The sequence below is a fragment of the Bacteroides reticulotermitis JCM 10512 genome (assembly GCF_000517545.1).
In the GTDB taxonomy this organism is placed as follows: Bacteria; Bacteroidota; Bacteroidia; order Bacteroidales; family Bacteroidaceae; genus Bacteroides; species Bacteroides reticulotermitis.
The window spans coordinates 115,161-140,962 of record NZ_BAIV01000010.1 but is presented as its reverse complement, the minus strand read 5'-3'; the positions used below and the strand labels follow the sequence as shown (position 1 = coordinate 140,962).

Here is a 25,802-nt window from a genome sequence, read left to right as displayed (position 1 = left end):
CACCCTGAATCACTCATATCGCATCGAACTGGCCGGATTGATCTTAGTTATCAGGAAAGAAGGCCCGATAAGCATCATTACGGATACTAAAAGTGTACCCAAATTGATCAATAAGAAGAGTAACACGTTGAAGGAAACCGGTACGGTATCTACATAATAGGTTTCCGGATCGAGTTTGAAGATACCGAACTGGGTCTGTAGGAAGCAAAAGGCTAGTCCGACAGCATTTCCCCAGATCATCCCTTTACCAATTAAGAATACGGCAAACCAAAGGAATGTTTTACGTATGGTGAAGTTAGTCGCTCCCAAGGCTTTCAGAATACCAATCATATTGGTACGCTCTATAATGATGATCAACAGCCCGGAAATCATAGTAAAACCGGCCACTCCTACCATCAGGAACAATATAACCCAGACATTCAAGTCCAATAGATTCAACCAGGCAAAGATCTGCGGGTTCAGTTGTTCGATGCTACGCACATAATAGGTACCTCCCAGCGAATCTTTCCGATTATCGGTATCTATCGCTATTTCATAGGTGACGTCTTTTAACTTGCTATAATCACGGATTTGTATTTCAACGCCACTCACTTGTTCCGGTTGCCAACCATTCAGCCGATTGACCATGCAGATATCGGTCAACAGGAAAAGATTGTCGTATTCCGAGAAGTTGGTCTGATAGATCCCGACAATGGACAGTCGACGGGCACGAATATCATCCTGAATAAAGTAGGTATAAATCTTATCCCCAAGTTTAAGTTTCAATTTAGTGGCTAAAGCTTTAGAGATAACGACCTTATTGCTAGACGCCGAATCGCTGAAAGCAGGTATTTCTCCTTCCAACAGATGGTCTTTGATAAAACGATTGTCAAACTCCGGGCCTACTCCTTTCAAGACCATTCCCTGAAAAGCATCATCGGTTTTTATCATCCCCGGCTTAGTTGAGTAACGTTCTACATGAGCAACCTCGGGATAGTTGGAAAGAGCGGCAAACACACTGTCGTCTACCACGACCGGATGAGTTTCGTACGAACTGACAGCATCCAGATTCGTGATCTGAATATGTGAACCAAAACCAATAACCTTATTCCGTACTTCGGTCTTAAATCCAATAACAACGGCAACGGTGATAATCATCACAGCCAGTCCGATGGCAATACCTGCCATGGCAATAAGCACTGCCGGACGAGACACCCGTTTTCCACCGTCACTCTCCCGATAGATACGGCGGGCTAGGAAATAAGAAAGCCGGATCTTACCCCTCTCCGACGAAGAGGTGGCAGGATTTTCCGGCTTATTTGATTTTATAAATGACATTCCAAAAATTTATAACTGACAAATTCCTCCATGTTTTCTATTCCCTAATAGATTATCCAGTGGGCCTTTCCTCACAAAAGGTATCAAGCTTATGCTATTGGGTTCTTCCCGGGTATACTTCTAACGCTTTTTGCAAGATGAAAAGCGCGCGGTTCAGGTCTTCTTTCTTCAAGACATAGGCGATACGTACTTCATTAATACCGGAACCGGGCGTTGTATAAAAGCCGGAAGCCGGAGCCATGAATACAGTTTGTCCTTCATATTCAAAATCGGACAGGCACCAAGCGCAAAAGCGATCGGAATCATCTACCGGAAGTTTGGCTACCGTGTAGAAAGCGCCCATCGGAATGGGAGAATACACCCCCGGAATACGATTCAATCCATCGATCAAACATTTCCTACGTTCTACATATTCATCATAGGTCTCGCGATAATATTCTTCGGGAGCGTCTAAAGAAGCCTCAGCAGCGATCTGTCCAATCAAAGGAGGACTCAGCCTAGCCTGACAGAACTTCATTACCGCATCTCGTATTTCTTTATTCTTGGTTATCAATGCGCCAATACGGATTCCACACTCGGAGTACCGTTTGGATACTGAATCAATCAAGACTACATTATTCTGTATTCCTTCCAAATGACAGGCCGAAATATAAGGTGAGCCTGTATAGATAAATTCACGATACACTTCATCGGAGAAGAGGAATAGATCATATTTCTTCACCAAATCGCGTATCTGATTCATCTCACGACGTGTATATAAATATCCCGTAGGATTATTAGGGTTACAAATCAGAATCGCTTTAGTCCGCTCATTAATCAGTTCTTCAAATTTCTCTACTTTGGGCAGCGAGAAACCTTCTTCAATAGTTGTAGCTATCGTGCGGATTTTAGCTCCGGCAGAAATAGCAAACGCCATATAGTTGGCATACGCAGGTTCGGGAACAATAATCTCATCACCCGGATTCAAACAAGACAGAAAGGAAAAAAGTACCGCCTCTGAACCTCCGGAAGTGATGATAATATCATCAGCAGTCAGATTAATATTGAACTTAGCATAATATCCCACCAACTTTTCGCGATAGCTACGATAACCGGCACTGGGACTATATTCCAGCACTTTAAGATCTATATTGCGTATCGCGTCAATCGCGACCTGAGGAGTGGGCAGATCAGGCTGTCCGATATTCAGGTGAAACACATGGACTCCTCGCTGTTTGGCTGCATCAGCCAAAGGAGCCAGCTTTCTAATAGGAGATGCAGGCATCTCGTTTCCGCGATCAGATATAATTGGCATAACTTTAATTACAATTCACTAATTAGTATTTACTTTTTAGACTCGAAGCTGCAAATGTACGCAATAATTTGGATACAGAGATATAAAAACTTTAAAAACCTTATCAAGCTAAATTTGTAGTGGATATGCCAAAAGAAAACTATACATTTGCTATATCAAAGAACCAAAACTCTCAACCAGAATGATCGTACATCTTATCTCTTTCGCCTCTTCTCTGCACAAACCGGCGCAATTGCGCAGTTCTCACGAAGCAGTGCTTAGTGAACTTGAAAAGTATTATACCGTAAAGCTCATTAATTACCAAGACATGGATCAATTAAGTAGCGATGACTTTAAAGTTATCTTCATTGCTACCGGGGGAGTTGAGAGATTAGTTGTACAACATTTTGAACGATTACCTCGCCCGGCTATTATTCTAGCGGATGGTATGCAAAACTCTCTCGCTGCCGCATTGGAAATTTCCGCATGGCTGCGTGGACGGGGTATGAAAAGTGAGATTTTGCATGGCGAATTACCGACTATTATTCAACGGATTCACATATTATACAATAACTTCAAGGCACAACGCTTCTTGTATGGCAAACGTATCGGTGTGATCGGTAGTCCTTCTTCCTGGCTGGTAGCCAGCAATGTGGATTACCTGTTGCTAAACGCCGCTGGGGCATTGAATATCTGGATATTCCCTTGCAACGTGTTTACGATACTTTCGAGCAAATTACCGATGACGAAGTAGGCGCTTCATGCGCAGCAGTAGCCTCGCAAGCCTTGGCGTGCCGTGAAGCAACTCCTAAAGACCTGATAAAAGCCATGCGTTTGTATCGGGCTATCAAGAAAATTAGCATCGAAGAGAATTTGGACGCACTTACACTTAGCTGTTTCAAGCTCATCGAACAACTTGACACAACCGGTTGCTTGGCTTTATCTTTACTGAATGATGAAGGAATAGTAGCCGGATGCGAGGGCGATCTCCAATCGGTATTTACGCTTCTGGCAACTAAGGCTTTGACTGGCAAAGGTTCTTTTATGGCAAACCCGTCTATGATCAACAGTCGCAATAATGAACTCATTCTTTCTCATTGTACCATTGGCTTGAAGCAAGCGGAGAGGTACATCATACGTAATCATTTCGAAACAGAAAGAGGGATTGGAATTCAGGGAATGCTTCCTACCGGAGACGTAACTATCGTCAAATGCGGTGGAGAATGTCTGGATGAGTACTATCTATCGACGGGAACGCTGACTGAAAATACCAATTACATCAATATGTGCCGCACGCAGGTTCGCATTCGGATGAATACCCCAACCGATTACTTCCTAAAGAACCCGCTAGGCAACCACCATATCTTGGTACAGGGTAACTACGAAGATACACTTAATGAGTTCTTCCAATCCAATTCTTGCAAGAGAACCGAATGATAGTACCCTAAGAATCAAGCCTCTTTTTCATACAAAACACCTTACTGTTATCGATAACTGGAAGATGACCTAAGGACCACCTGCGAAAGTATGGGACTATACATAACTCTTCGTTAATCGATCTTAACTGAGATCAATCTAAAACCAAGGGATATAGCCTAATCTATAAACTAATTAACCGATCAAATACGTAATTTAAGCGAGTAACAAAATGTAAAACACATCTCGTCATAGTCACTTTTTGCCGTAAACTCCTGATCAACAATTCGATACAATGCGCCTTCTTTTCTCAGACTGATCTACTCAATAGATTATACTGATTTCCAAAGGCTGTGTACTTGGCTAAAACCTCCCATTAGATAGTAGTAAACAACTAATAAAAAGCATTTTTTGCCCATTACATTTCCTGTTCCACAACTGTGGAACAGCTGACTCACATATTGTGAAGCACGTGTCCCACATAATGTGGAACAGCCGTCGCACATTATGTGAAACAGCTAATAAGAAGATTATCAGCACAATAAAAACTGATTAAATCCACTAATAGTTGCACACGATATGGCTTAAGAAAAGATTTATTTAGTGAATTGAAAACCCTCTTTTGGGAAAAAATAATCAATGGCCATCGCTCATCAAAATCAAGTGATTAAAAAAAAAGAAGGCGCATTGCAATCAACTGATATACTGAACGATATGCAAAAAAGTGACTAAGTCATAAGAGTGTTGTATCATTGTGTAATGTGCTTCTGTCAAGCCCCGAAGATGAAAATATAGATGCAGAATAGCTACACGATTATTGTATGGGGCGCAAAAAGAGTCGAAACTTAAGCAGTACTCAAAAAGGGATATGAGGCACATCGGCCCCCATACTTCTACAAGTGTTCCGTCTTATCGCATAAAAACAACTGTAGATTTACCACCATACCTCCCCTGCGGCATTGCACAACTCACCGATTTACCATTTATCTTCACGCGTATCTCCGTACAATCTTTATTCATCTCCGGGTCTGTAACAGAGATCGTATAGCCACCCTTCTCCTTTTCTATCAGTAAAGCACAGGGAGAAGAAACTTCAATCGTCATGTTTTTCGTTTTTAAAATCTCTTCCGAGGAATAAAAGACGGCTTCTATTATTTGACTTTCTGCAACCTGAATACCTGCACCAACGTATCATTACGTAATACTTCGAATGGATACCTTTCTGCTGGCAGACCTTCGCCGGCATATACCACATAACCATAAGATTCATTAATGGGTTTGGGTCCATGATCAATCCACATACGAAAGATATCTACTTGTCCCGGAAGATCCTTATTGTTTTGATTCGAACTATTCATTTTCATCCAATTTGTCTTTTTCGTTTCACAAGTATAATGAACTTTACGACTATACGCTGGAAATGCAGAATAAGCAAATTTACCTTGTTGAACAATCCATTCAATCCCCTTGCCTTTATTCACATACACTTTGCCCGTTTTCTCGGTTTGTTCAATGGAAGTCCTAATATTTCCGGCAATCTCCGGATGCTTATTAGTAATACCAGCTCCTAAAGCCACCATATAATCTCCAAACATAAAATAAGATTTATAGGCTTTAACACCATAAAGAATTTCATTCTTACCATGATTATCCCCACGATCGTTTACCCCTTCCTTATCGGAAGCATTCATCTTTTCAAAGATGTAACCAGCCACTGCATTCTCTCCTCCCCTAGTAGCCGCAGCCGCAAAATTGTATTTACTACAATACCCTCTCCAATTAGTAACAGGAATTAAACGGTCCATACCTTCACGAGCTGTCACGCCTGGGAAAGCGGTAACATCATAAGCGCCAAGGGCCTTACCATATTCATTCCCGTCTTTCTGAAATAAAGTAATACCATCCGTCGTATAGAAATTATAAGAATCCGCGAATCCGATTGCACTTTCAATACCATCGCAACGGCTAGAGGACATATTTACAATAATATGATATCGATCGTTCTTTTTAATTAAATCATCATTGTTGAAAAACCACCGTGTACCATTATACAAGCTACTATAGTCTTTCATCAAAATCGTTTTTGTTCTAACTTCAGCATATAATTGCTTTATCTCCTGCAACTCACTCTCGCTAAAACAATCTGACCAATTGTCTAATAGTTGCTTTAGCATACCATTATACCGGATAACAGATCCATCGGGCTTGTAGCTCATCGAATTACGATCTAAACAAGGTAAAGTGTATCCCTTATAATAATAATAATTACTACCTCTGAAATAATTAAACAAGGCGTCCACATTCTCTCGAGTTAACTTCCGCTCCCAAGGCGATTTTTTCAGCAGGCTTAACATATTCAAGGCATTCAACGTGCCATCAATTGGATATCCCCAAATCAAACACTGCTTTCCATGCCCCCATCCAGCACCGTCAGCAGTAAAACCTTCATTCCAAAGTGAATCATCATATGTATTTTGAGACGTTACGCTAATTGCCTTTTGACATACCTCGGCGAGCAAATCGACCATTGGGATAGAACGAAACATGAAAGCAACCGGCAACAACGACCGATACCCCAACGCATTACCGCCAACCCACCAAACATGATTACGAAAACGTTCCAATTGCACAACATTCTGATCCGTATCATCATTGCGGAATGGCTGCGTCCAAGCTTGCAAAGCAAGCATTTTTAGCATATCACAAACGGCAGTCAACTGTTCGTCTTTTACACATCCTTGTTCCACATTCTCCATCTGCTTCAAATGACAGAAGTAAATATTCACTGCTGCTGTCGGAATAGCAAAGCAAGAAGCATGAAAACGTACCCATGTATTAGGCCTGCTGATTTCCATATTTCCATAACGAAGAATTGCTTTTTGACACTTATCCCAAAGATCAGAATTTTGCTCTACCGTCAGTTTACCTTCTCGAAAAGCTTCTGAGATAGTCCAAATACGATTCAACGCATCTGTTATTGAACCTCCACTATCAGCCTCATTGCCTTTTAAAGCTTTGCCGGCATTACTATCACTCAGATCCGAAAAAGAACCGTCAGTCCTCAATAATTGTATGTATTTCTCTAATTCAAGTTGCAAATTCTTACTTATTCGTTCAGAATACTCGGAGAAATATTTCCTGAAAAGTTGTATAGATGCTTCTTTCGCAGGATCACTTACTTGTTGGGCAGCAGTTTCATATTGACGATAATTATCATAGGCAATCTTCCGCTCTGCTTCCTGCGCACTTAAATTTAAAGGATAAATTAGTATAAAGACAATCCATCCTAATTTGCGTACTTTACATTTCATATATTTATCATTTATATTGAGTAGGGTTTCTATCATTCATCATCGTGATAGAAACCCTCTCAGTTATATTATTTCAAAACTACCGGATACAATGTTCTTCCGATTAGATTCATATACTCCTCTGAAATCAATTCTTACTAATGCAAGTTATTCATTCCAACCAGGATTTTGAGACAAGTTATCGTTCAAATACATTTCTTTCTGTGGAATAGGATACAAATACATTTTATCTTTCCATATGCGTTTCTGCACTAATTCTTTCTTATAAATGTTATTTTGCATCTTTGCACCATAGATGTTCTCAATCACAGGGCCGGTTTTCCAACGTCGTATATCCCAAAAGCGATGATCTTCAAACGCCAATTCAATGCGACGTTCTTTTCTCACTTTCTTTCTGAACTCATCCAGTCCTACATCCGTAATGTTTGGCATATTAGCAGCCGCACGTACCTGATTCAAAGCTGTTCGAGCTGAGATTGTGCAGTCTCCTTCTACAGCATCGGGACCTTTCCACTCATTCATAGCTTCTGCATAATTTAATAAGATTTCCGCATAACGGTAAGTTGGGAAATGATGTTCTTTCTTCACAGGTTTCACAGGATTAAGTGAAACGGTTTCATTCATCAATTTCTTTAGATAGTAACCAGTCATTGTTGCTCCTTCGATAGGCAATCCATGCTTTCCTCCTTCTAAGGACTCAATAAGAGTTCCCATATAAGTCATTCCGTTACAGATCACATTATAATATAAACGAGGATCCCGACTCTGTTTCTGGTTTTCATCGTAGTATATATTGGCCACATGTGCTGAATTCCCCCAGTCAAAAGCCTCTCCATTCAACATGTCGAAATCATCCACTAAATTCTGAGTAGGAGTATTTCCACCAGTTGCGCCTTCAAAGCCCATTGGTAAATTCTGTGCTTCAAATGTACTATTGGCAGTACCTCTAACTTCGAAAATTAGCTGTTGAGATTCCAAGACCAAATTACCTCCATCTTTTACATACAAGGGGTCATCATCAATATTAGGTAAAGTATAACAACCCAATTGTATAACATCAAATGCTGCTTTAGCTGCCGCCTCCCATTTATCATCTGAATTACCAACACCTGCGAAAAGCGGGCTTGCTGCATAAAGTAAAGCACGCGCTTTAATAGCCAAAGCGGCTCCACGAGTCACACGCCCCGTTTCACCAAAGAAACTGGAATGACTAATGGGTAGTTCGGGAGCCACTGCATCACATTGCTCAACAACAAACTTAATGACATCAGCAAACGATGTTTTTTCGATGTGATTTATCTCCGCTAAACTATACGTTCGAGTGATCAAAGGAATATCCCCAAAACGTTTCGCTAACTCAAAATGATAAAGCGCACGCAATACTTTTACTTCATTTAAATACATCTGAACTTTTTTCAAGTTATCCTTATAGCTTTTATCCCATTTAAAGCGTTCCAGATTTTCTTCCGAATAATTCTCCAATAAGGAATTCGCATCGTGAATCACTTCATAGAAACTTCCCCACTGGTTATCAACTGTATTCAAAGGACTCCATGCGTTTGAATAAATATCATAAACGGCGTTACTGTTCCAAGTAAAAACCGCATTATCTGTGGCAGACTCTCTTAGCGCTCCACTGATCACTCCATAATCCGCTGGTATTTTGCGATAAATAGAAGAAGTCATGCGAGTTATATTATCAAAATAAGCATAAGCTTCCTCTTTCGTTTTCCCCTGTGATTCATCAAAATCCAGATAATTGCAACTAGACAAGCTAACAGAAGCTATTAATATAGTTAAAATGTTTTTTATTTTCATAATGGTTTCTATGTTAGAAATTAATATTCACGCCCACATAAAGTGAGGTCATATCAGGATAGTTTATTGAAAGATCTTCACTGTTCATGTATTTCACATGATCCAAAGAGAATAGGTTATTACCTCTTAAATAAACCTGACACTTATCCATTTTCATTGCATTTGCCCACTTCTGAGGCAAATTATAATAAACATTCAAATTACGTAATTTAAAATAAGCTCCATTTGTCAACCACTGGGTACTATTACGGAAATTGTTAGCATTATCTAGAGTCGTCAAACGAGGAGCATTGGCAATGTCTCTGGTTTCCTCCGTCCAACGAATTTTATCCTTCAAATACCAAGTGGATATATTGCTGTTGTTATTACGTAAGGGCCAATATACACTTTGCACATTCAGCATACGACTGTATTTTCCAACACCCTGAAATACCATATCTATACCGAACCCTTTATACTCAAAACCAAGATTAATGCCATAGTAAATTCCTGGGACTAATGTTGAATGTCCAATTGCAATCTCATCATACTGGTCAATACGGCCATCTCCATTCTGATCTTTATACTTTATATCACCCGGACGGACTTCTGAAAACACCTGCTTGGGGCTGTCTTCAATATCTGACTGATCTCTGAAATATCCGATAGCCTCCAAACCGTAACATTGCCCATAAGGCTTTCCTTTTCTATACAAATAATCATAAGGTTGGTATCCTTCACCGTTCTCCTCAATCGCGGTCTTTAAATACGAGAAAGTACTTCCGACATAGTAGTTGAACTTTTTACGAATATTGTCCTTCCACATCAATGACACATCAAATCCCTTAGAATTCATACGCCCTATATTTTGCTGTGGCACACCTGTACCGATAACCTCAGAATACAAATTACTGCTATTAACCAACATATCCTTCCGTTTATCCCAAAACAAGTCAGCCGTAAGAGAGAGTCTCTTCAAGAACTGTGCATCAATACCGACATTATACTTTTCAGCTCTTTCAATAGTCAAGTTGGAAATAGGCAACGTACCAGGAATCAATCCACCACTATTAGCCGGATTGATAGGAGGATTCTGAATTAGGAACCCCGGAGCGTCAACCCAATACCGTTCATCTAAATCATAATCGATATTATCATTTCCTGAGCGCCCCCAAGATGCACGTATCTTCAGATAATCCAGTAGTGAACTTTGCAGGAACTTCTCATTCGACAAAACCCATGCTGCCGAAACAGCCGGATAAGTGCGATATTTATCACCATTGCTCAAGACACTCGTTCCACTCTGGTTGACAACTACATCTACCAGATATTTATTAGCATAGTTATAGCCACCCGTGAAAACATAAGACTGTCTCTTACGTGTATTATTTCTTCCCATAGGGACATAGGACTCCTGACTATATTGCACAGTTCCATTTATAGCATGCATACCAAATGCACGATCATATATTAACTTGCCATCAAGAACTGTACGAATGAACTGGCTGCTTAAACCATTATTGGATATTGACAAAGCACTATCATCACCAAATGTTTCCTTTGACCCTTCAAACATTCCTGTTTCTAATAAAATAGGAGTATTTACTTCATATGCATAGCTTTTTTCACCTGTTTCTCTAAAAACAGCATCATTATCATAAGCTACGCCCAATTCTACACGCAATCCTTTTGTTATTAACGATAAATCCTGATAAATTTTCAGATTGGACTGAAGTAGTCGTCTATTTGTTTTATAGTAACCAATATCAGCTATTTGAGCTATCGGATTTTTCTGGAACAGATAATTACTTCCCCACATATTAGTACTAGTACGCATGGGGAATGCAGCAGAAGGCACATGATATAAAGCTGAGAACATCTCCGTTTCAGATGTATTCGGACGATTTTCTTCACGCAATAGCCCAAACATTGACACACTTGCTCTCGTATACGGAGTCACATCAACATCTAGGTTCATACGTGCATTTAAATCATATTTCTTCATCTGAGAATTATAGCGTTCTGAAAATTCAGCCAATTCTTTATTTAAGATACCATAATCATTTTTATAGTTAATAGCACTGTAGTAACGTACTTTATTACCTCCTCCTCTAAAAACTATATTAAGTTGGTTATTAATAGAATGTTTTCTCAATGCTTCTTTCTGCCAATCTGTATTGGAGAATAAATCTGTATTAGTTCCATTTCTAAAAGCATCTAACGCCGCTTTATCATATTGCAGAGGCAATCCGTCATTATGTAAAGCCTCATTTTTCATTGTAGCATACGTATAGCCATCAGCAAATTCCGGTTGGTTTATTGGCAAACCAATACCGTATGTGTAATTAATATCAATATCTCGTTGCTGATATTGACCACGCTTAGTTGTAATTATAACAACGCCATTGGCTCCACGAGTACCCCACAAGGCAGTTGCGGCGCCATCTTTCAAAACAGAAACCGTTTCTACTTCTATTAAATTCAAGTAACTCAAATCACGAGGAATACCGTCTACCACAATCAATGGATTCTTACCGGTAAGCGAGCCACCTCCACGCACCATTAATTCTGCATTATCAGTCCAGCCGGTATTTTGCATCACCATTAAACCGGGTATTAATCCATATAGTGAATTACTAAAATTCGGTGTTGAATTCTTTAAGAACTCATCACTCGATATCGTAGAAATAGACTGAGTCTGATTCGAACCCGTGCGATAAACGCCTCGATTATCAACCAATAGATCTAGTTCCGCAAGACTAATATTCATCACTTTATTTGTGATCCATACACGTTTGCTTTTGTCATCGGCATATATTATCTCTATGTAATCTCCTTTTTCAGCTTCAATAGAGAATGCCCCGTTTTCATCAGTTATAACTTTCTTTGCAGGGTCACCAACTACTGAGACTGTTGCTCCGAGGACAGGAACTTCTTGTCGATTTTTGATGGTGCCAGTTATTGTCTGCTGTGCCATTGTCGAGATAGAAAATAATCCCGCAATGCCTAATATCGAAATATATTTTATATTCATCTTATTTCATGTTCTAAATTAACAGTCAATTGTTACCAACCCGGATTTTGGATTAATCCATATTTCTTATTTATTTCAGCCAAAGGAAGTGGACATAAGTAGTAACGGTTATCCCACTGCTCAACCCATGTACGTTTATTTATCATTCCTTCTTTTATCTCATAAGTAAATAGTCTTTTTTCTACCGGGGTAGTAGTGTCACTCGGATCTAAAGGATAGGTTTCCAAACGTCGAAGTGGAACATCTAAAAAATCCTTACGCATCCAACGAACGATATCATAGTAACGTACCTCTTCATAACCAAATTCCAATGCACGCTCTCTCAATATCGCTTCCCGTAAAGATACACCCGGAGTTATTTTATCACGATCCAATCCCGGCATATCCAACCGATCACGAACTAACTGCACATAGTCATACGCATCTCGTCCGAATTCATCTGTGGTTGTCGCCTTTCCCGTTTCATTCATTGCTTCAGCAATATTCAAATAAACTTCCGACAAGCGTAATAAAGGACATTGATAATACTTGCCATTCAATTCATTATTATGATCTTGGGTATGTTTACGCTGTCCCATTCCAGTGTAGCCCATAGATCCCCAACGCCAATTCTGTCCACCGCCCATAAACTGTGGCTGTTCACGACCACCTTTATAAATTTCAGCTTTGCGTCCCCAGAATTTATCTCCTGTTACAATAAGTGTCTCATATAAGCGCGGGTCACGTACCATTTCTCCTTTCTCATTAAAAAACGGACATTTACGGTGTTCGGCATTATTCCAATCGAAGTCTTCTCCATTTTTCATTGGAAACATATCTGCATAATTCAAACTCGGACTACACACCAAATATCGAATCTGCGCAAGGGACTTGGAATTTAGATCCCACTTAATCCAACGATGACTAGCAATCAGAACCTCGTGATTGTATCGGTCAAAATATCCCGAACAAAAGTCTTTACGAGGATCTCCTGTATCAACTAGTTTATATAACTCTCCATTTTGTTTATTTTTACGTAAGAAGTCTAATCCGGCATTCAAAGCATCCTGCCAACGGGAATCTGACTTATTCCCATACCATACAAAACGCAAATTCGCCGCTTCTCCATCTCTATACGGCTTATCATTATTGAAAAGAGGCTCGCCGCAAACAATAATAATCGTGATTTTAAAGCTAAAGCACCTGCAGCAGTCATACGTCCATCATCCGCCGCATTAACTCCCCAAGGTAGCATACCGGCCGCTTCATCAATCAAGCCACATATTTTCTCAACAGTTTCTTCAATAGTCATACGAGACATGCGCACATCATCTTCCGGTTTGTAAGCATGATCTATCCAAGGCATACCACCCAGATTACGAAGCATTTGTACATAATGATAAGCTATGATCATTTTAGCCTCACCTTTGCGTACCTTTTTCTCTTCCGCAGTCATATCAGGCACACGATCTACATTTTCAAGATAAATATAGCTTGCCGAATGCCATAGGTTGCAGAGAATTCGCCATGTGCCTCATTATACAGAAGGCTATAAGCAGAAGTAGTAGACTCATCTGCTGACACAGCACCTTTATGATAAGCTGAACCACCACTTTTAAGCATGTCTGCCAAGTCTGTTATTGACTCTATCACTCCCCAAGATAACCGATTTGCATGAGGTAAAAAATCAGGTAATGAATGATAGGCTTGCGCTAATGCTTGCTCTGCATATACTTTTTTAGAATATACGCTATCGATATTCATTTCATCACTTAAAGGTTTCTCTAAGAAACTATTCCCAAATTTAAAATCGTCACAACCTATAAAAAGTAACGATGATAAAATTATCGTTTTTGTATACTTATTCATAATAGACTTTTTAGAAAGTTAGATTAACACCTAAATTGAAAATTTTCACAACAGGATAAGTATCATTGTATTGATTTGGATTCGACTCAGGGTCCATTATACCAAAATGATCAAATGTCAGTAAGTTGTAAGCAGTAAACTTCAATCCCAACTGACTGATACCTATTTTTTTCAAGGTTGGGTATCCTGTAAAGTTATACCCCAATGTCAAGTTCTTCAATTTCAAATAAGATCCATTCTTTACCCATAGCGTAGATGTCATATAGTTATAACTATCGTTATTAAATGAGAAGCGAGGTTGCGTGGCCGTACCAGCTGTCTCCTCAGTCCAACGATGATCTACATGATACTGCATCAAGCCACGAGATTCTCCATTGAATGGTCTACGAAAAGACTCCGACAACACTAAAGAACGTTGCGCAGCCCCCGTCCAATTCATTGAAAAGAAGAAGCCTTTATAGTTTGCGCCAAAATTCAGTCCAAAGACGTAGTTAGGTCGAGTGGGATATCCTATATTTTTCTGATCATTTTCATTTATTAGACCATCTTCATTCAAATCCTTGTATTTCACATCACCTGGCTGTACAGATATCTTTGGTACCGGAAGCCCATCTTTCAGTTTTTCATCTATGAAATCATCTTTCGCATAGAATCCTTCAGCAACATAACCGAAAATAGAACCTACCGGCTGGCCGGTACGCCACAAATAAGTCTCATTAGGCTCTACTTCATCCTGAAATTTGATCTTATTTTTCGAATAAGACATATTGGCATTTACATAGTAATCAAAATTCCCTCCTACCTTATCATTCCAATTCACTTCAACTTCATATCCTTTATTCTCGACCTTACCCATATTGACTACAGGGAGTAATTTAGATGTCAACGCGGTCAGAAGAGGAATAGTCTGCCGAGCAATCAAGATGTCCTTACGATCTTCACGGAAAAAGTCTAATTTAACCCTCAAACGATTGCTTAAGAAGTTCATATCAACACCATAGTTCTGCTTTAAAGCTGTTTCCCAAGTTACATTAGGATTTCCCAGTCGATTCTCAACAGCTCCTTTCAATGGAGTCGAATTTTGGAATCCAAAATTGTACCCCCAGTGGTAGTTCTTCCATTCACCATCAACACTGCCAAGCTTATCCACATCGTAACTATTCGGCAAGTAGAGATATCGGTTATCATTCATATTATCATTCCCAACTAAACCTACAGAAGCTCGCAATTTCAAGAAATCAAAAACCTGCTGATTTTTCATGAAACTCTCTTCCGATATAATATATCCCAAAGACAAAGCGGGGAAAGTACCAAAGCGTTTATCTGGAGCGAAATTCTCCGAACCGTTATAACCAATATTGAATTCCGCCATATAGCGAGATTTATAATCATACGTTGCACGACCGACTAATCCAACATAAGCTGTAGGTATATATCCGAACTGACTAGGATAATATCTCTTATTTTGATTATAGAGTAATAAACCACCCACATTATGATTTCCAAACTTACGGTTATAGCGTACACTCGTTTCAAAATACCAGTTGCGTCCACGATCTACATCTTCTTCATATCCCAATTTAGAATTTGCTCCTGAAATTTGATAAACAAGTTCTTTATTGAAATTTGGATCCTCAACAGTCAAGCCCAATTCCTCCAACTCCGACTGATAATAAGCTATATAGGATTCTACGCTTCCTTTCCTCTTTTTTATAAAAGAATAGTCAGTATTATAGGCTCCTTTTACTTCTACCGACAAACCTTTAGTAAAGAAATCAAGATTCTGAACTAAATGTAAATCAAGGTTCATCGTATTAGCGATCGTTTTATTATAGCCACAACCATAATAACTGGCAATCGGATCGAGCATCTTAATATCCTGATACCGTGGTTGAGTAATAACAGAGTACCCATCGATGACACCGGCACTGCTAAATGGCTGTGACCAATTTATAGATTTCCAGATATCTTTATTAGTTGGTTCCATTTTATCGCCAACAATTCCACCAATACCCATTTTTAAAACGGTGGATTTTGTTATGTCCAAATCTAAATTTGCGCGATAGTTATAACGATTATACTTATAACCGAGGTTATCCTGTCCGAAATCTTTAAACAAACCATCCTGATAGAGATAGCCTAATGAAATAAAATAACGCACACTCTTGGTACCTCCCGTAATATTCAGGTTATGCTGAGTTTGTATAGCTGCTTTATTAGTCATATAATCACGCCATTTGATATTCGGATACATAATAGGCTCATCCCCAAGCTCAAAACGCTTCAAAGAATATGCGTCAAATGTTTCTTTTCTTCCGTCATTACGTTGCAATTCATTATAGGACGATGCATACGTATAGCTATCTGCCATATCAAGTGTTCGTGTAGACATCTGAACACCAACTGAAGAGTTGATCGAAATGCGTGCTTTTCCTTCTTCACCACGCCGGGTAGTAACCAGAACTACTCCATTGGCACCACGCACCCCAAAAACTGCTGTAGCGGAAGCATCCTTCAGGATGGTAACATTTTCTATTTCATTGGGGTCCATTTGGAAAAAGCTACGTTCAACACCATCAACAAGTATCAAAGGCGAAGCTCCACCTTCTGTCAAAGACCCAACACCGCGAATAAATATCTTAGGATCTTCCGCTCCCGGCTGCCCACTACTTTGAACAGATGAAAGACCCGTTATTTTTCCTGCTAAAGAGTTAGCAATACTCGCATTGGGTGACTGTAGTAAATCCGCTGTTTTCACAGAAGAGATAGCTCCTGTAAGCGTTTCCTTTTTTTGTGTTCCATAAGCTACCACGGTAACTTCCTGTAGCTCATTAAAGGCCTCAACCAAAACGATTGTCACAGAGAGTCTGCCTTTTAAAGAAACTTCCTGTGTTTCGTAGCCCACAAAAGATGTAATAAGTACAGTTGTTTTCACATCTTTCACTACTGTCTTAAAGTTTCCATCTACATCTGTTATAGTCCCAGCAGAGGTTCCTTTCACTTGTACAGTAGCTCCAATAACAGGTAATCCCGACTCATCCATTACTTTTCCAACAATAGTAGTTTGTTGTCCTAAAGCAAAAAGAGTAGAACACAGCATTAGCAAAAGTACTCCCAATTTCCGTTTAGGCCTGTACTTTTTCTTTGGTTCATCCATAATAAATTAGATTTATGTGTCAATCAAAGGACACGATTAATAATAGAAGAAAAGTTATCCTGAAAAGTTATCTATTTACCCAAAATCACGTTTACGGTTTAATGCCTCAGAAAATAATAATCTGCATAATTCAATGGCACATCAATTTCAGCTCCATGCGGAATACTTCATACTGAACACATCAAAATGCTATAAGCTACATCCTGCTATGAAGCCTACATCATAATGCCTGGTAAAGTATTGTACCGATTCAAGAGCCTCGGTGTATTTCACGACCAAAGCTTCCCATGTTTTATCGCTTGTGAGATTTAATAGATACCACATACTACCCGGAAAGAATCCGTTGGTCGAATTATCATAAGAACCATAAACGATGTCTTTACTTTCGTTTAGCGTACGTGAGTTGAGGATTTGACCGTTTTTCTCAATTAGATCTGTCTGCAGCGAATAGTGTTCAACTGCATTCTTGATATTTTCAGAAATAATATCATTGGCAACTTTAGGTGTACACCCAACGAATACTCCCAATGACATTCCTGCCAAAGTTAAACAAAAGTTTTTCATGTATTATTTTGTACTTGTAACATTGCAAAGTTATAAATTTGATAAAAAGAGGGGTGAGATACAAATACACAATGGGTGCATCAAACGTACAACAGCCTCAATAAAGCATCGTGAACGCAAAATACAGTATTTCTGTACACAGAGGGCACATATTCCATCCTTGCCCATAAGAAACAATTCAGACTAAACACGTATATTTGTAATTTTACCTCTTATGTTCCCAACACACATCAATCAACACAGATCCTCCTATTTTTGTAACACATAAATAAGAATTAAACATATGGATACTCACAAAGCTTTTTTATTGATGCTGACTGCCGGCATCTCAGTTAATGGAACTTGTGGCAGTATAAAGGCTCAAACGCAGAAGGAAAAGAAAGAACCCAACTTCTTCTATATCTTTCCCGACCAGTATCGCCTACACGCATTAGGGATCTGGAGCGACCCGGAATATAAAGACGCGATTTCTACGTTAGGTGACCCTGTACATACTCCCAACTTAGACAAACTAGCCAAACAAGGAGTGTTATTTACTCAAGTATGCAGTACGTTTCCATTAAGCAGCCCGCATCGCGGTATGTTATTATCCGGAATGTACGCACAAACAAATGGATTGGATCTTAATTGTAGAATAGGAAGAGAGCAAGAACTAAATCACGACATCGAATGCCTGACAGATGTATTAGCTAAAGCCGGTTACGAAACTGCCTATGTTGGAAAAACTCATTGGCACAAAACGGAGGCAGTATTTGATAAAGAAGGTAATTATATAGGTAAAGAACCCGGAAGACATTCTATATCAGAATTTGACACTTATATTCCCGAAGGTAAAAGTAGGCATAGTAACCAATATTGGTTTCAGCATATACTCGATAACCATTTCAACCCCATTTCATATTCCAACAGACCGGAATTGATTGATGGGAAAAGCGATGGGGAAGCATATCGTACCCATCAATTCTCCGGACAAAAGGAGGCTAATATCGTTATTCAATATTTAGAGAATAAGAATAACCAACGAGATCCCAACAAGCCATTTAGCATAATCTGGTCAATAAACCCGCCTCACCCACCTTATTATAAATTAAGTGATTGCGATACGACAATTTACAACCAATACTATAAAGATTTACCAGCTCATGAACTCTTTGTCCGCGAGAATGTAGATCAATCTGTTAAGTCATCAACTCCCAATGCGAGAAATAAAGAAAAGCAATTGACTGCCCGAATTTACTTCTCTCTGATCGCTGCTATTGACAAAGAGATTGGTCGTGTGCTCCAAGCACTCGAGGAAACCGGAGAAGCTGATAATACGCTGGTTGTTTTTGCTTCCGATCATGGCGAGATGTTGTGCAGTCAGGACACAATGGGTAAATCGGTGATTTATGATGAATCATTCTTAACGCCGTTTATCATCCGTTACCCACAAAAGCTGACACATCGAATGGAAGACCTAATGCTGGGTACAGTCGACATCATGCCCACCATGTTAGGTTTGCTGGGATTAGATAATAAAATTCCCTCTACTGTAATGGGAAGAGATTATTCCGATGGAATACTAACAGAAAAGTTTCAGAAAAACGCTAAACCATCTTCCGCATTCTATTTCCGCAACAATGCCAAAGGGGTACGTACTTATCAATATACATACGAAGTCCAGCAGAATGGAACTTATCAATTATTCGATAATCAAAAAGACCCGTACCAGATGAATACCCTAACTTTAGAAAGTATTCCTTCCAAAGTCGCTTTAAAATTAAAATCAGATCTAGGTCAATGGTTAATGGAAGCTCATGATAATTGGTATGACAAGAAAACAAATAAGAAACTTATTATTTATCCTCAAATATAGTAATAGTATAGCCGCAATATACTTCTCTATTTACTTCTTATTACACCTATTAATGACTTATTTTAAAAAAGAAGAAGATAAAAACACAGGCATTATTCTTTCGTTTTAGTATAAAGTAAATCGATTACTCACTCGGGTGCGCAGGCCTGCTCACTTAGGTTTTCTGATCGACTCACCCGGGTGCGACGATCGAAGCACCTAAGACATCAGGCAAAAAATAGTAGGAGTAATGGTCTCAAAGAATATGAGAGATACCTTCAAATACCATGAGAGATAGCCTGTTTTTACGCTGTTTTACGCAAAAAAGATGAGAGATACCAATATTTGAAGGTATCTCTCATCTTACATATCTCTGTACTACAATGGCTTAAGCTAAAAACAATGAGACTATGAGACTAAAATATTTTTTTTCTTAGTGTGTCGGGGGTAAAGCCATTTAAATACATCGGATATTTGGGTTTAATTGGAGCAATCGATTGTGAAAGTTGTGATTTTATTCTCAACAAGCTCCTCACTGACTGTTGTCTTATACCAGTAGGCTCCGCCATCGGTAGTCAACACACGGAACATCTTTCCACTCTCAACACTTTGCGCAGGCACAACTGCCCGAAACACGTTTTCGGCTTTTGCCATCGTTACGAACTCCGCGTCCGCATCTGCCTTCACAACTGCTGTCTGGTTCAGCAAATCAACCGTAGCGGTACGTTTGGCCCTGAGACTCACACTTTCGATCTCCGCGCCTGCCGGCAGAATCACATTGGCTTCTACCAGAGCTAGTTTATGTACAAATGTCAAAGTGATTGAAGTATCTTCCACATTGGCGGTTTCGTTCTTCGCCAGCAATAAGTCGCTCTGATTATATCCACCGGCTACGGACTGGTCCGCAGCGACTGTGAAATCGAATGTAGTACTTTCTAAGTTGGCTACAAAAGGATAATAGGCATAGAAGTTCAACGTACTACCATCCACCGGGAAGGTGATGGAATATTCCGCTCCCCATTTGCCACCCGCATACTGATAGTTCAGATTCTTATGGATAACGTCTTCCGTACCACGTTTCAAGCCCACAATACCGATCTCATCATTATCTATAAAGACAGTCTTTTTGCCTTCTGTCAACGTACGAGTCTGAGAAATGCCGAAATTGAATACGACCTCTTTGCCGTCTTGTACCAAAGCATCTTCTACCAGTTCCTGGCTACATGAGGCTGCCATTGCAGCAAATACACAAAGTAACCCCATGATTCGTCTATATTGTTTTTTCATGTTCATTATTATTTAGATGTTACGATTCGGTTATTTGTATTCCTGAAAGGAAATATCATCCATGTAGATTTCTACATCTCCACCGCTCTGAGAGTGGAAAGCAATATAGAAGTCCTTTAAATTATCTTCCGTAGTCTCTACAAGCTTCGGATCACCCTCCGGAAAAGCAGTAGACGCAGTGCCCACAATGGCTCTAGCAAAGTTAAAGACCAGTTCATACTCTTTATACTCCCCTGTCAGCCTAAATTGAATGTAACCGATGTATTTATCACCCGTAACCAATGCATTCGATGTGATGTACCGATCTTTATTTCCTTCGATATAGCATCTGATGTCTTTGGAATTCGTACCTTTCGCTTTAAATTTTAACGCGTAAGTCGTCGGTTTGACATTACCCGTCCGGTAAGCGAAGAAGTATTTATACCAAGAGTTGGCCGATACATACTTCGCGTGAATGACATTGCGTCCCAGCGTTTCATCGTATTCCACCTCTGCCGTAAGCGTTTTGCCATCTTCGATTCGTTTATAAAAGCCCCATGTGTGCATCAACATATCAAAGGGTTTGGTGATGGTCGACAAGGTTCCTACGGGCAGAGATTCGATGTCTTGCTGAATTCTGTTTTCTTCCGCAGCTACCTCTTTATTAGCTCCATCCTGCCAATCTTCAATCGGTTTCACTTCTGTTACGACTTCTATTTTCTCCAAGTCGATTCGAGCGGTACAAATATATCTCACGCTTTGTTCCAGAAGCGTGGTGCCTTTTGTTAGCTCCCAATAATAGGTGCGGTTCATATTAGGCAATTTAATTTCAACGATATATCCTTCGGTTGAAGATGCGGGAAGTACCTGTGCAGAAGCTCCGTTTCTTTCGATATTAGTAGCTTCATCTTTCTCGGCAAATGTGACCAAGGCTATGTCTTTCGGCTCTGAGCTCTCTTCGAACTGACCGGATAGTAAATTGAAATCGGCTTTCGTGTTCATTCCCGAAATCTTAATTTCCGACTCTCTCAAATACTCTTCCACCACCCCATCACCCGGTTTGAGATCGAATACTATTTGTGAAAGTACAGGACGAAGTTCCAGAGTCGTTTTCTGATTGCTGCTGCTTAAACCTTTTCCGTTTCCGGCATAAAGAAAGCTGAAGTTGGCCGCAATCTTCTGACTGGATACATCCATGGGATAAAGCTCATCCGCCACTGTCTCTTTCCAAGGATAATAAGCGATTATATCTACTTTGCTACCATCTTGCGGATAGTAGATCACATCTTCCTTAACTGCAGGTGTGAAATAGCCTTCCGGTGTCACCGTTGTCTGATATTTCACGTTGTTATAAGGAGAGACGCACTCTGTCGTATTTCCTTTCAACACATAAACACCGACATTCTTTCCCGATTTCCAATGCGTACCCTCTTCTTCAGGATCGAGCGTATAAATTTTCGCCATCAGTACAGCCGGAGCAGGTACTGGTTGTGTATCCGTAGCATCATCGCTACAGCCTCCTAAAGCTAATGCGACGACAGCAATGATTGTTGCATAAAATAAATTGTTTTTCATATCGTACTTTTATTATTCTCGTTTAATTTATAAGTTCACAGTCGCCGGCTTGCCACAAAAAGCACCTTGCGCCATCTCTACAGAGATACGTTTTCCGTTGTAAGTAACTACAATCTCCTTCAGATCCCGGTTCATTGCCGCATCCGTTACGGTGAGTTTACCATCATCCACCAACACAGCACATGGAGCGGAAACCGAGAGTTCCGTTTTACCGGATACCAGTTTCTCATTGGAGTCGTAGAATACAGCTTCCAACACTTTTTCGTCCTTGCTCTGCGCAGCCTGTATCAAGGTATCATTGCGCAAGACTTGGAATGGTAGTTCAGTGGCTGGTAAGCCTTCTCCCGCATACACCACATATCCGTAAGTGTCATTGACGGGTGTTTGCGAATGATCGATCCACAAACGTAAGATATCCACCTGCTCGGGTAAGTCCTTTTTAGTGCGGTTCGATAAATTTCTTTTCACCCAATCCGTCTTTTGGGTTTCATAGACGAATGAAGCGTTCTTCGTATACTCAGGCAATACCGTATAAGCGAACTTACCTTGTTGAACAGCCCATACCGGTTTACCTCCAACAAAGAAGGACCAAACACCTTTGCCTACCGGAATCTGTTTGCCGTCCTGCATGGCAGTAACTTGACTTTCATGCAACGTTTGGTCGATCGTTGTGCGAATCATACCCGGCATCTCCGGTTGATAATTTGTAATCCCCGCACCAAGTGCCACTAGATAATCGCCCAGCATAAAGTAGGACTTATAGGCTTTTACGCCATAAAGAACTTCGTTTTCCTTCGCCGAGTTACCTTTATCATTAACCCCTTCTTTATCCGAAGCATTCATTTTCTCAAAGATGTATCCGGCAACCGCATTGACGCCTCCATTGGTCGCAGCAGCGGCAAAGTTATGCATGCTACAGTATCCGCGCCAATTCGTTACGGGAGTCAGTTTCTCCATTCCTTCCCGGGCAGTTACTCCCGGAGTAGCCGTAACATCCCAAGCACCTACTACTTTGGCGTATTCATCGCCACGCTTCTGAAAAAGAGTCATACCATCTGTCGGGTAGAAATTATATTCATCAGCCGTATTGGTGGCACTCTCTAAACCATCGCAACGCACCGATGCCATATTTACCATAATATGATACTTGCTGTTCTTCTTTATCAGTTTGTCGTTATTGAAGAACCAACGCGTTCCACTGTATATGCCATCTGTATAGCCATCCATGTTTAACACATAGCGTTCGGCATCCTTCTGAAAACGGCGCAGTTCCGACAGTTGCTCATTCGTAAAGGAGTCTTGCCAATCTTTCAATAACTTACGAACCATTTTCAGTGTTCCGACATCCCTTTTATCCGGTTTGTACGCCATCGTACCCCGATCAAGGAAAGGAAGTATATATCCTTTATAGTAAAACCAACTACTTCCCTGAAAGAAGTTGAATAAGGTTTTCACATTCTGTTCGCTCAGTTTACGATCCCATGGGGTACCTTTGAGCAGCGTCAGCATATCGAGCGCATTAATGTTGCCATCGATCGGATATCCCCAGATAAGGCATTGCATACCATGTCCCCATCCGGCTCCATCGGCGGTACAGCCTTCCGTCCAGAAAGATTCTTTATATATGTTCTGTGCAGTGTAATCAATACCTCGCTGTGCTACTTCACCCAATAAATCAATCATTGGAATCGATTTATACATAATCGCCACCTGAAGCAAGGAGCGATAGGCTAACGCATTACCTCCTACCCACCATACATGATTACGAAAGCGATCCAGTTGAATCACATTCTGATCGGTCGCATCGTGTCGAAGGGGCTGCGTCCATGCTTGAAGTCCGATAACTTTCAGCATATCGCAAGCATCAATCAGTTCCTGATCTTTACTCTTTCCCCTTTCTACAGCATCCATTTGCTTGAGGAAAGAGAAATAGGTGTTAACAGCTGCCGTCGGCATTCCGAAACAAGAAGGATGGAAACGGTGTACCCGGTTGCTCCGGTTCACCTCCAGATTGCCATAATAAAGAATAGCCTTCTGACACTTCTTAAACACGCTCCGATCCAGAGACACGCCCATACGTTCGGCGCGAAACTCTTCGGCTACCGTCCAGACACGGGTGAATGCTTCTTCAAGATAAGGTCCTATCTGACCTTGATCCTTGCTTTCCATAATCTCTTTCTCTTTCAAAGCCATATCTTCAAAGAGACCATCGTCTCTCCAGACTTTCAAGATGCCTTGCAAGTTCAGACTCGGCTTCATGGTATGCTTCCGGTGAGCCTGCTCGGCATAGAAATCACGGTATTTTTTGATTGCTTTCTCTTTCTGAACATTCTGTGTCTGCGCAGCCTCGTTATAATAACGATGGTAGTTATCGAACGCCAACTTTCTTTCGGCACTCTGAGCAGAAACACCGAGTGTTACAAAAAGAGATGCAAGCAAATATAAATAAGCTCTCTTCATTAGTCGATCCTTTCTTTAACAACAACCTTCATCTCCTTCATCACACTTTTTGTATTCCACGCATTGGCGTTCAAAGCAACAAATGTGACCTTGTACTCACCGGGTTCCGTATAGTTATAGGTATACGAAGGCGATTTCATATCCAGTGACTTGACGGGTACGCCCATGTCCGGAGCTACGGCAGCTACATCAATCTGCTGGCTAACCGCCCAAACATCATACGTTCCTTCGTTATCGCTCTTAGGCTGGAATAGAAGTTTTACGTCGTCGGCCCAGAAGTTCCCATCTTTGCTATCCAAGTAAACAAAGTTGAAACCGAATCCCTTGCTCGGGTTAGTCATCGGAACCGTACCTCCGGGAATTACTTTCTCCAGATTCATCGATGTAACATCCACTCGTGGCCAGCCGGAAGCAGGTACCGTTGTTTTATATCGGATACCCAAGTAGAACTTTCTATCTTTATAGATCGAAAAATCGGCGCTTTCCGAAACTTCTTCCTTGCGTTTATTGTCGCAAAGAGGAACTTTCAATTCGCCTTCTCCCGTACCCGATAGCTTGGTCCAGGTGGCTTTATTCATTCCTTCCGACGTATAATCGCCGTTAAAGTCTTCGGAGATATAGATCTGCATCGTTTCTTTATTCTGGAAAATATCATCCGTATATTGCTGTGTGATTGTATAAGAGAAACGCATAGATTCCACGTCCACTCTTAGGCGATCTTTATAAGCATATTCATGTCCGCTTTCACCTGAGTAAAACACGATGTAGGCCGGATTACCACTAAATTCGAACGTAACATCATCTTCTACATAAATCTCTTTCAGGTTATTGCTGATAGTCACATCGAAATCAACATCATCCACTTTCTCGGAATCACAGGAGACCAGCAGTCCGCCTGTTACTATTAATAGTAAGTATAAATATCTTTTCATGGTTCTATTCTATTATTA

At 40.4% G+C, this 25,802-nt stretch carries 13 protein-coding genes and 2 pseudogenes; 2 read left to right on the top strand and 13 right to left on the bottom strand.

Annotated elements, in window-relative coordinates:
• Positions 1–9: 9 nt before the first annotated feature.
• Together JCM10512_RS08140 and JCM10512_RS08135 are read right to left on the bottom strand one after the other, a co-directional pair.
• Positions 10–1,254: an ABC transporter permease gene (locus tag JCM10512_RS08140; RefSeq protein ID WP_044162094.1), complete on the bottom strand. Its 1,245-nt coding sequence runs from the start codon at positions 1,252–1,254 to the stop codon at positions 10–12.
• A 157-nt stretch (positions 1,255–1,411) separates the two neighbouring features.
• On the bottom strand, positions 1,412–2,611 hold the full coding sequence (locus JCM10512_RS08135; protein ID WP_044162034.1) for a pyridoxal phosphate-dependent aminotransferase: 1,200 nt from the start codon (positions 2,609–2,611) through the stop codon (positions 1,412–1,414).
• Between the two features lie 181 nt (positions 2,612–2,792).
• On the opposite strand from JCM10512_RS08135, the pseudogene JCM10512_RS08130 reads away from it, so the two are divergent.
• Positions 2,793–4,027 (top strand): annotated as a pseudogene (locus JCM10512_RS08130) (fucose isomerase).
• Between the two features lie 888 nt (positions 4,028–4,915).
• Here JCM10512_RS08130 and JCM10512_RS23605 read toward each other — a convergent pair.
• From JCM10512_RS23605 to JCM10512_RS08100, 7 genes and pseudogenes are all read right to left on the bottom strand, one after another.
• The gene (locus tag JCM10512_RS23605; RefSeq protein ID WP_244437017.1) at positions 4,916–5,128 is read right to left on the bottom strand and encodes a polysaccharide lyase beta-sandwich domain-containing protein; all 213 of its coding nucleotides are present in this window, start codon (positions 5,126–5,128) and stop codon (positions 4,916–4,918) included.
• A 29-nt stretch (positions 5,129–5,157) separates the two neighbouring features.
• Complete coding sequence (locus JCM10512_RS08125; RefSeq protein ID WP_244437014.1) at positions 5,158–7,317, bottom strand: polysaccharide lyase family 8 super-sandwich domain-containing protein; 2,160 nt, start codon at positions 7,315–7,317, stop codon at positions 5,158–5,160.
• Positions 7,318–7,464: 147 nt separating this feature from the next.
• A complete protein-coding gene (locus JCM10512_RS08120; protein WP_044162032.1) occupies positions 7,465–9,135 on the bottom strand; it encodes a RagB/SusD family nutrient uptake outer membrane protein in 1,671 nt (556 codons plus the stop codon).
• Between the two features lie 13 nt (positions 9,136–9,148).
• Positions 9,149–12,148, bottom strand: coding sequence for a SusC/RagA family TonB-linked outer membrane protein (locus tag JCM10512_RS08115; RefSeq protein WP_044162029.1), 3,000 nt, complete (start codon positions 12,146–12,148; stop codon positions 9,149–9,151).
• A gap of 32 nt (positions 12,149–12,180) precedes the next feature.
• Positions 12,181–13,996 (bottom strand): annotated as a pseudogene (locus tag JCM10512_RS08110) (RagB/SusD family nutrient uptake outer membrane protein).
• A 10-nt stretch (positions 13,997–14,006) separates the two neighbouring features.
• Positions 14,007–17,153 carry a SusC/RagA family TonB-linked outer membrane protein gene (locus JCM10512_RS08105; RefSeq protein WP_044162028.1) on the bottom strand — a complete coding sequence of 1,049 codons (3,147 nt, stop codon included), beginning with the start codon at positions 17,151–17,153 and terminating at the stop codon, positions 14,007–14,009.
• A 189-nt stretch (positions 17,154–17,342) separates the two neighbouring features.
• Positions 17,343–17,717 carry a hypothetical protein gene (locus tag JCM10512_RS08100; RefSeq protein WP_044162092.1) on the bottom strand — a complete coding sequence of 125 codons (375 nt, stop codon included), beginning with the start codon at positions 17,715–17,717 and terminating at the stop codon, positions 17,343–17,345.
• Positions 17,718–18,000: 283 nt separating this feature from the next.
• Here JCM10512_RS08100 and JCM10512_RS08095 point away from each other — a divergent pair, with 283 nt between their 5' ends.
• Positions 18,001–19,572 carry a sulfatase family protein gene (locus JCM10512_RS08095; RefSeq protein ID WP_044162026.1) on the top strand — a complete coding sequence of 524 codons (1,572 nt, stop codon included), beginning with the start codon at positions 18,001–18,003 and terminating at the stop codon, positions 19,570–19,572.
• 459 nt (positions 19,573–20,031) lie between these two features.
• Here JCM10512_RS08095 and JCM10512_RS08090 read toward each other — a convergent pair whose 3' ends face one another.
• From JCM10512_RS08090 to JCM10512_RS08075, 4 genes are read right to left on the bottom strand one after another with little or no spacing between them, the layout of a single operon-like run.
• Complete coding sequence (locus tag JCM10512_RS08090) at positions 20,032–20,838, bottom strand: fimbrillin family protein (RefSeq protein WP_158332193.1); 807 nt, start codon at positions 20,836–20,838, stop codon at positions 20,032–20,034.
• Positions 20,839–20,868: 30 nt separating this feature from the next.
• Positions 20,869–22,392 carry a fimbrillin family protein gene (locus JCM10512_RS08085; protein ID WP_044162023.1) on the bottom strand — a complete coding sequence of 508 codons (1,524 nt, stop codon included), beginning with the start codon at positions 22,390–22,392 and terminating at the stop codon, positions 20,869–20,871.
• 27 nt (positions 22,393–22,419) lie between these two features.
• Complete coding sequence (locus JCM10512_RS08080; protein WP_044162021.1) at positions 22,420–24,852, bottom strand: polysaccharide lyase family 8 super-sandwich domain-containing protein; 2,433 nt, start codon at positions 24,850–24,852, stop codon at positions 22,420–22,422.
• Positions 24,852–25,784, bottom strand: a complete 933-nt coding sequence (locus JCM10512_RS08075) for a DUF5017 domain-containing protein (RefSeq protein WP_044162019.1) — start codon at positions 25,782–25,784, stop codon at positions 24,852–24,854. The genes JCM10512_RS08080 and JCM10512_RS08075 overlap by 1 nt, the downstream gene beginning before the upstream one ends.
• Positions 25,785–25,802 lie beyond the last annotated feature (18 nt).